This is a genomic window from Natrinema sp. 74 (genome assembly GCF_046097095.1).
Classification (GTDB): domain Archaea; phylum Halobacteriota; class Halobacteria; order Halobacteriales; family Natrialbaceae; genus Natrinema.
The window spans coordinates 3,607,207-3,620,763 of the sequence record NZ_CP175698.1 but is presented as its reverse complement, the minus strand read 5'-3'; the positions used below and the strand labels follow the sequence as shown (position 1 = coordinate 3,620,763).

The window sequence follows — 13,557 nt, the reverse complement described above, 5'->3', positions numbered from 1 at the left end:
CGTTGGTCAGGACCGGCATCAACGTTTCCCACCGGTTCGACGGCTGCTGACGGGAACCACTACGGGGCCCGCCGCCGTACCAGCGCCTATGACTGACGACTCGCTTCCAGCGCAGACCCGGCGACTCCATCGCCACCTCGAGGCGACCGCCGAGGTGCCGATCGATCGGACGGCGAACCGCTGGCTCGGCGAGGCCGAAGCAATCGCGGGAGACATCGCGAGCAACGATCTCGACCGGGAGACTACCCTCGAGCGTGTCGCGAAGATCCGCGGGCTGCTGGCGGAGATCGATGTAACCGGCCACGAGGGAGCCGACGAACACCTCGAGGCGGCCAAAGGAATCTGCGCGACGATTCTCGAGGGCGACGGGCCGACGCCTCCGTAGTCGCATTCAGTCCCATTCCGGCGCGATCCGACCGTACGACGCAGCATTCCTTTCTTTCATAAATTTCAGGTAGCACTTATGTCGGGACTCGTCGAACTCGAGTCTGCATGACAAGTCCTTCGTCGGCATCGTCGCGCACGTTCGAATGGATCGACGACGCAATTCCCCGCTACGAATCGTTTCTCACGGTCGACGAGCACCGCGATCGCGACCGAGCACTTGCGGCCGCCCACGACCACGTCGAGTACCGAGAACGCGGCGAGAGTGCGAACGGCGAGACGATCTGGACGGTGACCGTCGGCGACGGCGACCGGAGTGCGCTCCTGCTCGGCGCTCCCCATCCGAACGAACCGATCGGTTCGATGACGATCGACTTTCTGCTTCACGAACTCGCGACGAACGACGAGTTGCGAGCGTCGCTCGACTACGAGTTTCACTGTCTGCCCGTCGCCGATCCGGACGGCGTCCGGCTCAACGAAGGCTGGTTCGACGGGCCGTTCACGCTCTCGAACTACGCGCTGAACTTCTACCGAACGCCGCCGGACGAGCAGGTCGAGGCCACGTTCCCGGTCGACCACGAGGGTTACTCCTTCGACGAGCCAGCGCCGGAAACGCGAGTGCTGATGGATCTGATCGAGGCCCATCGCCCGGAGTTCGTCTACAGTTTCCACAACGCCGCGTTCGGCGGCTGTTATTACTACCTCTCCGAACCTCTCGAACCGCTCTCCGACGTGCTCTCGTCGCTCCCAAACGAGTACGATGTCCCACTACATCGAGGTGAACCAGAGTGGTTCACCATGGAGTCGTTCGACGACGCCATCTATCGGCTTCCGACCTTTGCAGATCAGTTCGACGATGTGAGAAATCACGACGATATCGACCCCGAAGAAGCGCTCCTCGGCGGCAACGTCTTCGATTACGCCAGGCGGTTCAACGACGATGTCGTCGAATTCGTCGTCGAACTACCGTACTTCCACGACCCGCAGATTCAGGACCGGACCGAATTGGACCGCACCCGAACGGATGTCATTCGCGAGGGCGTCCGAACTCAGCAGGCGCTCCTCAAGGAGATGCGAGACGGGGTCGAGGCCGTCGCTGCATACCTGCCGGACACGCCGATGGCTCGAGAAGCGGAGGGTGCCGTCCCCCACTTCGAGAACGAACTCGAGTCGAAACTCGAGTGGGTGGAATCGACTGTGGAGACAGACAGATCGGCAACCGTCGCCGAGCACGTCGACGAACGCTACCTCAGACAGTATCATCTACTGACCTACCTCGGCATGTTGTTGCGGTCGATCGACCACGCCGCGATGAGCGCCGACGAGGACGCTCGCGAGACGCTCACGGAGACGAAAGCATCGCTTGAGGGGACTTTCCGCGAGCGAATTGGAGCGATACGAGACCAGTTAGACTACGAGACGATTCCAATTTGGAAACTCGTCACGATCCAGGCTCGCGCTGGACTGCGCTGTCTAGACTACCGCCAGAACTGTTCCGAGGAGTGACGTCGCCCAGTCGTCGTTTTGCGCTTCCGCCCAAGACGTTCATCTGAACGCAAGCGTATATATACACAACTTATACAATACAAATATATTCTCCTAAATATATGAAATATAATATTTCATCACTGTTTTCTGCGAGTACTACCGTATGCCCGGACAAGATGGCACACGGCAACGGACGAACCGACGGGGAGTACTCGAGAGCATCGGCACCACCTCGGTCGCTGGCGGCCTCGCAGCGATCCTCGCCCAGCGCCACATCGTCCAGCCGGTGGCGGCACAGACGACCGACGATCGACGCGGCTTCGTGATCGACGAGACGGCCGATCCCGACGCGATCTTCCCGCAGTCGGTGGCCAGCGGCGGCCCGACCGAGAGCGGCGTCATCCTCTGGACGCGAGTCGCTCCCGACGCGGTCATCGCCGGGGAGCCACTCGGCGTCCAGGTCGCGGTCGACGACGGCTTCGAGACCGTTGTCTACGAGGGAACGGTCCCCGCCGACCGACTCTCGAGCGCACACGATTACACCGTCAAGGTCGACCTCGATGGGGCTCTCGAGTCGGCTCGGCGCTACTACTATCGGTTCGTCTACGACGGCGTTGCGACGCGGACCGGCCGCTGTCAGACGCTGCCGGCGGCCGACGCCAGCCCCGACTCGCTGTCGGTCGCGGTCCTGACCTGTCAGGATTACCAGAACGGGTATTACGGAGCCTACCGCCATATCGCGGCCGAAGACGTCGACTTCGTGGTCCACCTCGGGGACTTCATCTACGAGTCCGCCAACGGAGCCTACACCTCGCCGACGACGGACGTCAAAGACGGACGAGATTTCGACCTCCCCAGCGGAGCCGAGCTGGCCGAATCGCTGGCCGACTTCCGGACGCTCTACCGCATCTACAAGGGCAACGAGCACCTCCAGCGGGCCCTCGAGCGACACACCGTTATCCACGGCTGGGACGATCACGAGATCGGCAACAATCGCTACTGGGACGCCGACACCGACGCGCCGGTACTTCCCGATAAGGACGGCGGCGAGCGGCCGGAGACGGCGATGGAGATCACGGCTGACGGCATACAGGCCTGGATCGAGTACATCCCGGCCCGCGTCGAGTTCGATTCGACGGAGCCGGATTTACAGGACCAGCTCCGCCTGTGGCGAGACCTGCAGTTTGGCGACCTCGTGGATCTGACCGTCACCGACGAACGCCTCTTCCGCGACGGCCCTCCCTGTGGCAACGCACGACTCACCTGTACGGATGAGGAAGCACAGGGACGGACGATGCTCGGCGACGAGCAAAAGCGCTACTTCAAAGACTGGGTCGACGACTCGAGTGCCGTCTGGACGGTCTGGGCCAACGAGGTGCTGACGATGCCCCTGACCGTTGGCGACGGCTGGTCTCAGGCCGAACTGTTCCACGACTCGTGGGACGGCTTCCAGCACGAACGCTGGGAACTCATGCAACACGTCGCGGACGCCGAGCCGCGGAACTTCGTCGTGTTGACCGGCGACCTCCACGCGTCGCTGGCCGGCTACGTCGAGGCGGGCTACGGCGAAATCGAACCGTCCGAGACGGCCGACCGCATCGGCGTCGAACTGATGACGCCCGCGATCACGAGTGTTAACGCCGCTGATGTCGTCGACTTCCCCGGCGGCTGGGCGGCCGACGCGCTGGGCGAACTCGCCAAATCAGCCAACGACCACCTCGAGTACGTCGACTGGCACCGCCACGGCTACGCCGTCGTTGAGTTCACGCGAGATCACTGCACGTACACCGTCTGCGGCGTCGACAAGGACGCGGATCCGCTCGATGCCGACCGAACGACGGTCGCGCGCTATCGCACGCCCGACGGTGACTCGCAACTCGAGGACGTATAGCCTCTGATTGGCCGCTCGAGCGTCGCACCGGCGCTACCGCGAACGGCCTGCGATCGATCCGCGACCGCTCGAGCGCGCGATTGGACGGAAACGCTACCATTTTATGCGAATACGTGCCACGCTAACAGGTGATGGCAGCGAATCGATCGATTCTACCGACACCGATACCGACGCGGAGGGGAGCGCGATGAACGCCGAACTGGACCTGCTGATTCGCCTCGGCGACTACGACCGGCCTCAGGACGTCGGCGACCGTGCCGTTCAAGCGGAGGAATTGGGGTTCGACCGGCTCACGGTCGGCGAGACTACCGGCTGGAACATCGTGCCGCCGCTGACGCTGGCCGCCGACCGAACTGACGACCTCGGCATCTCCACCGACGTGATCTCGCCGTACGGGCGGACGCCGGCGATGCTCGCTCAGACGGCGCTGACGTTGCAGGCCGCGGCCGACGGCCGGTATCGGTTCGGGATCGGCCCGAGTTCGCCCGCGATTACCGAGCGCTGGCACGGTATGGAGTTCGACCGTCCGCTGCGCCGGACTCGCGAAGTGATCGAGATCATGCGCGCGGTCTTCGAGGAGGGTTCCCCCGCCTACGAGGGTGAGATCTTCGAGATTCCGGGGCTGGGCTACGAGCGCGGCCCGACCGAGAATCCGCCGCCGATCGATCTGGGCACCCTCGGCCCGAAGGCAACCGAGATGGCCGGTCGATTCGGCGACGGCTGGGCTCCCCAGCTGTTCACCGCTGACGGGCTTCGGACTCGGCTCGAGGACTTAGAGCGCGGTGCCGGACTGGCCGACAAGGACCTCGCTGACCTGCGGGTGGCCCCGATCGTCCGCTGTATCGCCGCCGAGGACCGCGAGGAGGCCCGTGCGAAAGCCCGCAGTACGGTCGCGTTCATGCTCGGAGCCTACGGCCCCTACTACGGCGACTCGGTCGCCGAACAGGGCTACCCCGACATCGTTGAGGAGATTCGGGCCGCCTGGGACGACCGCGATACTGACGCGATGGCCGCGGCACTGCCCGACGAACTGCTCGACGAGCTGGCACCCGCGGGCACCCCAGCAGAGGTCCGCGAATGGCTCGAGGAGTACGGCGAAATCGACGGGGTCGACGCCGTTCGAATCGGCTTCGTCGACGGGATGACCGAAGAAGACAAGCGGACGACGATGAAAGCGATCGCCGACCTCGCGTAGGGGATCGAACGCCGACCCTCAAACGGTCCTTCAGGCGCTCTCGGCGGCTCTCAGCCGACGAAGCGGCTTGTGTTTCGATTGCACTCACACGCCGTATAAGTACTCCGCGACCCCAACTGATGGTATGATCCCGCTACTCAACTCGCCCGAACGTCTCACCGCATTCGGCGACTCGGACGACATCGACACGGCGATGGATCTATTAGCAGATCGCCGACGACGCGCGCTGTTGCAGTATCTCGAGGATGTCGGCGGCTCGGCCCCTCTTCCGGAGGTGGCCGTCGTGATCGCGACGGAGGAAGCGGCCTCGGAGCCGAACGCAATCTCGGATCACGGCGACGTGTCGCCGCGAGACCGCCGTAAGGTACAGATTTCGTTACACCACACCCACATCCCGAAACTGACCGCAGCGGATGCAGTCGAGTTCGAGTCTGCGACGAAGACGGTCACGCTCACCGATCGCGGTCGAACGCTGCTCTCGCGCCAACCGGCCGTCTGCGACACGCCACAGTAGCCTCGGTTTTCGTTTCATCACCCACAGCGGAGCGCGGAAGTCGGGGTTCGAGGGATTATGGCACTACCACTAACTTCCCGAGGATGCTATCTTCCATGACCGCGCGCTGGGCGTCGGCGGCCTCCTCGAGGTCGTACGTCCGCGCCGCGTCGATCGAGAGGTCGCCCGTGTTCATCAGGTGGGCGACGCCGCGAAGCGGCACACGCAGATCCGGCGTGTTGAACATACTCATGAACTGATAGGAGACGTCCTTCGACCGGGCCACACCGTCGTTCGTAAAGCCCGGATCGGGGCTGTTCTCACCGATGCCGACGACGCGCGCGCCAGTCGCCGCGACCTCGGCGTCGAACTGCAGATACTCGTCCAGCCGGTGGTCTAACACGGCGTCAACGCCGCCGCTCGAGGCCTCGAGCACGGCGTCTGTCAGGTCGTCGCGGCCGTAGTCCAGTACCGTCTCGGCTCCGTAGTCGGCCAGCGCGTCGTGGTACTCCTCGGCCGCAGTGGTGATCACGCGTGCGCTGACCGCGGCCGCGATCTGGACCGCGACGTGGCCGACGCCGCCGGAGCCACCGTGGACGAGACAGTACTCCGCGGGCTCAAGGTCGGCGTGGTCGATCAGCGCGCGCCAGGCGGTGACGGCGGCGACGCCCGCCGCGCCCGCCTCGGTCATGTCGGCCCCATCGGGCAAGTGGACGACGCGGTCCGTGGGGACCGTCGCGTACTCGGCGTAGGAGCCCTGAAAGCCGCCGTTGCCGATTCCGGTCCCGAAGACACGGTCGCCCTCGTCGAACTCCTCGACGGCCGTGCCCGTCTCGGTGACGGTACCCGCGAAGTCGACACCGGGTGTAAACGGCACGTCGACCGGCGTGTACGAGCCGTCCCGGAAGTAGGTGTCGACCGGGTTGACGCCCGCGGCGGCGATTTCAACGAGTAGTTCGTCCTCGTCGGGTTCGGGGCGATCGATCTCGTCGACCTGCAGCACGTCCGCGTCACCGTGTTCGTGAAGGCGTACAGCGCGCATATCGTTCGAGACCACGGAACGGGGCGGCATAAGGGTACACGTGACGGGTCCGGAGACGAGCCGCCGTCGACCCGGTCTCGTCGCTCGCCGCGTCCGCGAACGCCGGCCGCTGTTGCACCAGCAAGTAGAACCCTTGTCGGCGCTCCGGCCGTCCGACTCGACATGAGTGACTCCGACAACCAGCCACTCGAGGGCGCGACGGTCGGCGTCTTCCTCGCGTCGGCGGGCACCGAAGAGATCGAGTTCACCGAATCGAGAGACGCCGTCGCCGACGCCGGAGCGACGGTCGACGTGCTCGGCAGCGAGTCGGGCGAGGGTCAAACCGTCAATAACGACCTCGAGGAGAGCGAGAGCTACGAGATCGATCGAACGTTCGATGCGGTCGCCGCAGACGACTACGACGCGCTGATCGTCCCCGGCGGCACCGTCGGTGCGGACACGCTCCGAACCGACGAGGACGGCGTCGAGTTGCTACGAGAGCACCTCGCAGACGGCAAGCCGGCGGGCGTGATCTGTCACGGCCCGTGGACGCTGATCGAAGCCGACGCCGTCGAGGGCCGCCGGCTGACCTCGTATCACAGCCTGCAGACCGATCTCCGCAACGCCGGCGGCGAGTGGGTCGACGAGGAGGTCGTCGTCGACGATGGACTGGTGACGAGCCGGAACCCGGACGACCTCGAGGCGTTCTGCGAGACGATCATAGATGTATTCGCCACTGAATAGGAGTTTCAGTCGACATAGCGAAGTTGATCGTAGAGGACAGTGGCATTTGGGAGACGTACAAGAGTATGTGTCGTCCCATCTGTCGCGGATACAATAGAAAGTCGACAACGATAGCACATTACGTGAGAGCTAAACGCCTACTGAACGGCTCGAGTCGCGTCGTCGATGATCTCGAGCGCTTCCTTCAGTTCCTCGGTGCCGGTCGCGTACGAGAGGCGGGCGTAGCCCTCGCCGTTTGACCCGAATGCGTCGCCGGGGACGACGACGACGCCGCGATCGATCACTTCGTCACACCAGCCCTCGGGGACCTTCGGCATCGCGTAGAAGGCTCCCTCTGGCGTGGGCACCTCGAGACCCGCATCCGTGAGCCCGTCGAGCACGAGATCGCGGCGCTCTTCGAACGTCTCGACCATCTCTTGGACCGGTTCCTGTGGTCCCGTCAGGGCGGCCTCGGCGGCGAACTGTGCGGGCGCGGAGGCACAGGCCTGCCCGTACTGGTGGACCCGGAGCATGCGCTCGATACGCCGATTTGATGCGACGACCCAGCCGAGCCGCCAGCCGGTCATCGAGTAGGTCTTCGAGCAGGCGCTGATGACGACCACGTTATCGGTCTCGGCGAACTCGAGCGGAGAGTGATGGTTCCCATCGAAGACGATGTGTTCGTACACCTCATCGGAGAGACAGAGCACGTCGTGTTCGTCCGCGATACGAGCGAACTCGCGCATGTCGGCCTCGCTCTGGACCGCGCCCGTCGGGTTTGCGGGGCTGTTGACGACGAACGCCGCCGTCTCCTCGGTGATGGCGTCCTCGACCGTCGCGGGGTCGAGGGTGAGATCCTCGCGCAGCGGGACGGGCTTCGGCGTCCCGTCGGCGAGCCGGGTCAGCGCGTCGTAGGAGACGAAGCCGGGATCCGGGAAGATCACTTCCTCGCCGGAGTCGACGTGGGCCTCGAGCGCGATGTGTAAGGCCTCACTGCCGCCCGAGGTGGCGATCACGTCCACGGGGTCGACCTCAAGGCCGTAGTCGCGGTCGTACTTCGCCGCAATCGCCTCTCGAAGCTGCGGGGTCCCTTTGTTGGAGGTGTAGGCGTCGACCTGTCCGGACTCGATGGCTTCGATCGCCCCTCGGCGGGCGTGGGCCGGCGTCGGGAAGTCGGGCTGGCCGAGCCCGAGGTTGATCGCGTCGTCGCCGGCGGCCTCGAACACCTTACGGATGCCGCTGATCGACACCTGCTCGACTCGCTCTGCGAACTCGGTCATGGCTATACGGGGGGTGTCGACCCCGATAACTCTTGATGTGTTCGACGGGTCGCCGACGCGGTCGGCGGCGGGTTCGATCGAACGCGCTCAGTCCTCGGACGTCTTGATGTCCGCCGACAGGCCCTGGGCCATCTCGATCTCGTCGGCGTTGTTCAGCGTCCAGGCGGTGCGCTCGGTGACGGCCTCGATGGCCTCGCGAGCGCTCGGATAGCCGTTGCCCGACTTCTTGACACCACCGAAGGGAAGTTGGACCTCCGCGCCGATACACGGCAGATTCGCGTACGCCAAGCCCACGTCGGCGTGGTCCCGGAAGTAGTTGAGCTGCCGGTACTCTTCGGAGATGATCGCGCCCGCCAGTCCGTAGGGGGTGTCGTCGTGGATCTCGACCGCGTCCTCAACGTCGCCCGAGTACTCGATGAGGGCGACATGGGGACCGAAACACTCCTCGTTCAGACAACGCAGGTCCGGTTCGTAGTCGATTTCGTAAACGAACGGGCCGACCCAGTGGCCCTCGGCGTGACCCTCCGGAATCTCGCTCTCCTCGAGTTCGAATCGGTCGACGAGGACGGTCGCGCCCTCCTCGCGGGCCAGTTCGTTGTACCGGCGGATCTTCTCGACGTGGTCGGCCTCGATCGCCGGTCCCATGAAGGTGTCTTCCTTGAGCGGGTCGCCCACCGAAATGTCCGCGGCGATGTCGACGAATCGCGCTTTGAACTCGTCGTAGATGTCCTCGTGGACGATCAGGCGCTCGCTCGAGACGCAGCGCTGGCCGGTCGTCTTGAAACTCGACATGATCGCCGCGTGAACCGCGGTGTCCATGTCGGCCTCTTCGGTGATGACGATCCCGTTCTTGCCGCCCATCTCGCAGGCCGCGAGCTTGCCGGGTTCGCCGCCGACTTTGCCCGCGATCTCGTGGCCGACTTCGGCGGAGCCGGTAAAGAGCACCGTATCGACGCGCCCGTCGTCGGTGATGGCCGCGCCGGCGTCGCCAAAGCCCTGAATCATGTTGAAGACGCCCTTGGGAACCCCAGCGTCGTCCATCATCTCGGCGATGATCTGGCCACACCACGGCGTCTGCTCGGCGGGCTTCCAGACGACGGTGTTGCCCTCGACCAGGGCGATGGCCATGTGCCAGAAGGGGATCGCGACCGGGAAGTTCCACGGCGTGATGCAGCCGACCACGCCCCGCGGCTTGCGCCGCATGGAGGAGTCTTTCCCCGCGACTTCGGAGGGAACCACGTCGCCGTGGGGGTGGCGCGCGTTGCCCGCCGCCCACTCGACCATGTGCCAGGCCTCGGTCACGTCCGCCTTCCCCTCGGAAATCTCCTTGCCACACTCCTTCGAGACGATCTCGCCGAGTTCCTCGTGGCGGTCCCGGAGTTCGTGGTAGATCTCCCAGAGATACTCTGCGCGGTCGATATACGACAGGTCGCGCCATTCCTCGAAGGCGTCATCGGCGGCCTCGAGTGCGGCGTCGACGTCCGCTTCCGTGCCGCGCTCGAACGTCGCCAGCGCCTCCCCGGTAGCGGGGTTCTCGCTCTCGAAGGTATCCCCCGTGCTGTCGTCGGACGTCGTCCGACTGCCCGCGGGACTCCGTCCTGTGTCGGTCCACTCGCCGCCGATGTAGTGACCGCGCCCCTGTTCGGTGACTTGCTGGCTCATACTGAGAACAAGGGCCGGCGCGCTGAAAATCTTGCTGGTAGTTCACATAGAACGAATACGGTCGCGGGGTTCGGGCGTCGAACCGGGGACTGACTAGTCGGCCACTGCCGAATGGCGGGAGATGGATGCCCAACGGGGGTCGGAATCAGGGCTAACTGGGTTCGACAGGTGACCGACGCGGACCGAGCGGACCGTCGCCTATCGGACACCGTGGGCTGAACTGTCACTCCATCGCACACAGCCAATCTGGCTAGCGATTCGCCTTATTTCGATCCCTGTTTAGGTCATCGATATGGAGGAGGATTCGTGTCCGAACTGCGGAGAACAGAACGCCAGCTGGCTTCTGGAACCGGGCGTCGAAGTCGAACTTACGTGTGTTAACTGTGGGCACAGCTGGACGACAAGAGGCTGAGCCGTCTCGCCTTCGAACGGACCGACAGGTTTCGGTCTTCAGTTCGGATCGCGACACGCGTCATTCGATGACCGAGATAGCGGCTCAGCTCTCGTTGAACGGTTCTCGATTCCAGTCGCGCAACGCCCGCTCGAGCCGCCGCTTTCGGGCCGACGGCGGTGGCAGTGTCGCCTGTCTGTCACTCCGACGACGGTGGCAGTGTTTTCTGTCTGTCACTCCCGCTATCGGGCCGGTCCGACCGAGTCCGTGGGTACGCGTCTCACTGATCCTCCTTCTCCCCACGCTCCGTCGTGACGGTTCGGTCTCCCTCCGGCGGTGCGTCCTCCTTGTCGGCGTGGCGCTCTTTTCCCGCCTCGTCCATCTCCTCGGTCGACGGCTCCATGTCCTGCCCGGACCGCCCCTCCACGCGCTCGGCCGGCTCGCCGGGATCGCCCGGCTCCGTCCCAAGCGTCCGCTGCTCGTCGCTGTCGACCCGGCCCTCGGTGCCCTCGTCGCGCTCGATGACCGGCTCGGTCCCGACGGCGTCGTCCGGCGACGCGCGCTCGTCCGTCAGTCGGATCGCCTCGTCGGTGATCTCGCTGACCGCGCTCTCGTCCATCGGAACGACCTTCTCGCCGGCGTCGGACTCGAGGATCGCCTGCACCGCACTCGCCGCGTCCTCGTCGGTGTCGACGTACGCCGTGTCCCCCTCGGTCATCCTGACAGCGCCGATCGGCTCGCCGCTTTCTGTCTCGACCCGCTTGCCGACGTCGTCGTCGGTGAACGTCGCGCACATACGTCGGCGTAGCGCCAGTCCGCGAAAACCGCTGGTGCCTGCAGTGGCCTGTGGGACGGCGTTCGGCGGCGCGTCGCGGCCACGTCACTGCTCGGTCAGGTCCGCCGCCTTCTCGAGTTCGCTACGCAGCGTCGTCGAGTCGAACTCGTGGTCGGGTCGGAGCCGGACGAAATCGAGGAACTCCCGCGCCGAGAGCAGCGTATCGCCGTCGTAGACGGTCGCGGCCGCGTCGACGGCGTCTCGCGGACCGATCCGGGGCTCGAGGACGGCCAGCGCGCAGGCCAGGTCGTATGCGGTCGTCTCTGGAACGCGGTCGTCGTGAACGCTGGTGGCATCGATGAAGTAGAACTCGTCGTCACAGAGCAGGATGTTCTCGGCCCGCAGGTCGCCATGGGCCAGCCCGTGATCGTGCAGCGTCGCGAGCATCTCGAACAGTTCCGGCGCGCGCTCGGCGACCACGTCGTCGGAGACATCGTCGAGCGACTCGAAATCGGGGAGGTACTCGAGGACGAGGACGCCGAGCCCGTTGACTTCGAAGGCGTCGATGGGCCGAGGCGCGTTGACGCCGATTTCGCGCATCCGCTCGGTCGCCGCGTACTCGTGTTCGACCATCTCGCGTGGCGTGTCGAACCGGTCGAAAAAGCCCTCCGTGCCCGAGGAGAACGCGCCGACATTCCGGCCCGTCGTCAGGACGGCGTGGACCAGCGCGTTCTGTCGAGAGACGATCTTGACGAACCACTCGTCGTCGATGACACAGGGTGTCGAGAGCCAGTTGTCCGCCTCGAGGAACTCCACGCGGACCCCGTCGCGGTCGTACCGATCCGCCAGCGTGCGAACGACACGCTCGATGCGGCTCCACTCCACGGTGCCACGTGCGAGCCGGCGGATGTCCATACATCGGAATCACGGCCGGCGGCGTTAAATGCGTCTCGAAGTGACATCGACTGAATGTGACATAGCATGTGACATATTGGAGCGAGAAACTGCCGTCCGCCGAGCGACTTGCGGGACGATACAACACTACTATCACCGCTGACATGGTATCTGAGGGAAATGTTTGCGATCGATACCCTGAGCGATGCGATCGACGTAACGCGGGAGTTTTTCGCACCGATCGATGCGGCCCAGTGGTTGCGCCTCGCGATCGTCGTCCTGTTCGTGACATCGTTCGGGTTCGGCGCACCGGCGTTGTCCGGCGGGAACGTCGGCCCGGTCACCGACGGCCCCGTACAAGACGATGGGCCATCCGAGATCGAAGAGCCCGCTCCGACGTCGCAACTACTGCTCTGGGGGCTCGTCGTGCTCGCGATCTTCCTCGTCCTCTGGCTCGGCTACGAATTTCTCTCCGCCGTCATGACGTTCGTCTTCCTCGAGTCGCTTCGGACGGGCGAGGTCCACATCAGACGCTACTTCGGGACCAACACCGGCCGCGGCCTGTCGCTGTTCCTATTTCGACTTGGACTCGGGCTCGCGGCGCTGCTCCTCCTTGGCGTGCCGATTCTGCTCGTCGTCTTTTTCGCGATGGGCGGGCAGGTCACGCTCTTGGTCGGCTCCGCTCTGGCGTTTCTCCCGTACGCGATCATCGTCGGATTGCTCTACGGGCTCCTGTCGCAGTTCACCTCCGCGTTCGTCGCGCCGATCATGCTGCTCAAGGATCGAGGCGTCCTCGGAGCCTGGCGTCGGTTCTGGGGGACGCTGCGTCCGAACTGGACCGAGTACCTCGTGTATCTACTGGTGGTCTGGATCCTCCAACTGGTCGCCGGGAGCGCGGTCTGGATCGTCGCCGGACTCGCCGCGCTCGTCCTCGTGGTCCCGTTCGTCATCGTCATCGCGCTCCTCGTGTTCGCGCTGGGCTCGCTCGGTGCGCTGCTCTCGATTCCCGTTGGCCTGCTCGGTGCGCTGCTCGGGTTGCTCCTGTTCGGCGCAGTCTGGGCACCGGTCGCCGCCTACTTCCAGTACTACGCGCTGTTGCTACTCGGAGACACGAACACAGCCCTCGATCTGATTCCCGATCGGCGCGCGGCGGCCCGCGAGGGGGCGGCAAACTGGCGTGCCCGTCCGAACGACCGCGATCCGACGAGTCGGCCCGACGAGTTCGATGACGAAACCGGCTGGGACGATGACCGCGGTCGGGACGACCCTGACGACGAGACGGACTGGGGTCGCTCGAGCGGCTGGGACGACACTGACGACGAGGACGACGACCAAAACGGCGGCTGGCGATAGCCCCGAC

General features: G+C 64.9%; 12 protein-coding genes. 7 read left to right on the top strand and 5 right to left on the bottom strand.

Features of this window, described 5'->3' with window-relative positions; translation table 11 throughout:
* Positions 1–88: 88 nt before the first annotated feature.
* From ACJ70B_RS18025 to ACJ70B_RS18005, 5 genes are all read left to right on the top strand, one after another.
* Positions 89–385 carry a hypothetical protein gene (locus ACJ70B_RS18025; protein WP_408958369.1) on the top strand — a complete coding sequence of 99 codons (297 nt, stop codon included), beginning with the start codon at positions 89–91 and terminating at the stop codon, positions 383–385.
* A gap of 107 nt (positions 386–492) precedes the next feature.
* Positions 493–1,890 carry a M14 family zinc carboxypeptidase gene (locus ACJ70B_RS18020; protein WP_408958368.1) on the top strand — a complete coding sequence of 466 codons (1,398 nt, stop codon included), beginning with the start codon at positions 493–495 and terminating at the stop codon, positions 1,888–1,890.
* A 145-nt stretch (positions 1,891–2,035) separates the two neighbouring features.
* Positions 2,036–3,763 (top strand): alkaline phosphatase D family protein, encoded by a 1,728-nt coding sequence (locus ACJ70B_RS18015; RefSeq protein WP_408958367.1) that lies wholly within the window; start codon positions 2,036–2,038, stop codon positions 3,761–3,763.
* A 187-nt stretch (positions 3,764–3,950) separates the two neighbouring features.
* A complete protein-coding gene (locus tag ACJ70B_RS18010) occupies positions 3,951–4,958 on the top strand; it encodes a TIGR04024 family LLM class F420-dependent oxidoreductase (protein ID WP_408960135.1) in 1,008 nt (335 codons plus the stop codon).
* Between the two features lie 124 nt (positions 4,959–5,082).
* Positions 5,083–5,472, top strand: a complete 390-nt coding sequence (locus ACJ70B_RS18005; RefSeq protein WP_408958366.1) for a hypothetical protein — start codon at positions 5,083–5,085, stop codon at positions 5,470–5,472.
* Positions 5,473–5,527: 55 nt separating this feature from the next.
* Here the strand turns inward: ACJ70B_RS18005 and ACJ70B_RS18000 are convergent, their stop codons facing one another.
* The gene (locus ACJ70B_RS18000; RefSeq protein WP_408958365.1) at positions 5,528–6,493 is read right to left on the bottom strand and encodes an NADPH:quinone reductase; all 966 of its coding nucleotides are present in this window, start codon (positions 6,491–6,493) and stop codon (positions 5,528–5,530) included.
* Between the two features lie 162 nt (positions 6,494–6,655).
* Between ACJ70B_RS18000 and ACJ70B_RS17995 the strand changes: the two genes are divergently transcribed.
* Positions 6,656–7,216 carry a DJ-1/PfpI/YhbO family deglycase/protease gene (locus tag ACJ70B_RS17995; RefSeq protein WP_408958364.1) on the top strand — a complete coding sequence of 187 codons (561 nt, stop codon included), beginning with the start codon at positions 6,656–6,658 and terminating at the stop codon, positions 7,214–7,216.
* 137 nt (positions 7,217–7,353) lie between these two features.
* On the opposite strand, the gene ACJ70B_RS17990 is transcribed toward ACJ70B_RS17995, so the two are convergent.
* The 4 genes from ACJ70B_RS17990 to ACJ70B_RS17975 all read right to left on the bottom strand — a co-directional run bounded on the left by ACJ70B_RS17990 (position 7,354) and on the right by ACJ70B_RS17975 (position 12,218).
* The gene (locus ACJ70B_RS17990) at positions 7,354–8,475 is read right to left on the bottom strand and encodes a pyridoxal phosphate-dependent aminotransferase (protein ID WP_408958363.1); all 1,122 of its coding nucleotides are present in this window, start codon (positions 8,473–8,475) and stop codon (positions 7,354–7,356) included.
* 87 nt (positions 8,476–8,562) lie between these two features.
* Complete coding sequence (locus ACJ70B_RS17985) at positions 8,563–10,137, bottom strand: aldehyde dehydrogenase family protein (RefSeq protein ID WP_408958362.1); 1,575 nt, start codon at positions 10,135–10,137, stop codon at positions 8,563–8,565.
* 671 nt (positions 10,138–10,808) lie between these two features.
* Positions 10,809–11,324 (bottom strand): hypothetical protein, encoded by a 516-nt coding sequence (locus ACJ70B_RS17980; protein WP_408958361.1) that lies wholly within the window; start codon positions 11,322–11,324, stop codon positions 10,809–10,811.
* Positions 11,325–11,408: 84 nt separating this feature from the next.
* Complete coding sequence (locus ACJ70B_RS17975; protein WP_408958360.1) at positions 11,409–12,218, bottom strand: RIO1 family regulatory kinase/ATPase; 810 nt, start codon at positions 12,216–12,218, stop codon at positions 11,409–11,411.
* Positions 12,219–12,377: 159 nt separating this feature from the next.
* On the opposite strand from ACJ70B_RS17975, the gene ACJ70B_RS17970 reads away from it, so the two are divergent.
* Positions 12,378–13,550 (top strand): hypothetical protein, encoded by a 1,173-nt coding sequence (locus tag ACJ70B_RS17970; protein ID WP_408958359.1) that lies wholly within the window; start codon positions 12,378–12,380, stop codon positions 13,548–13,550.
* Positions 13,551–13,557 lie beyond the last annotated feature (7 nt).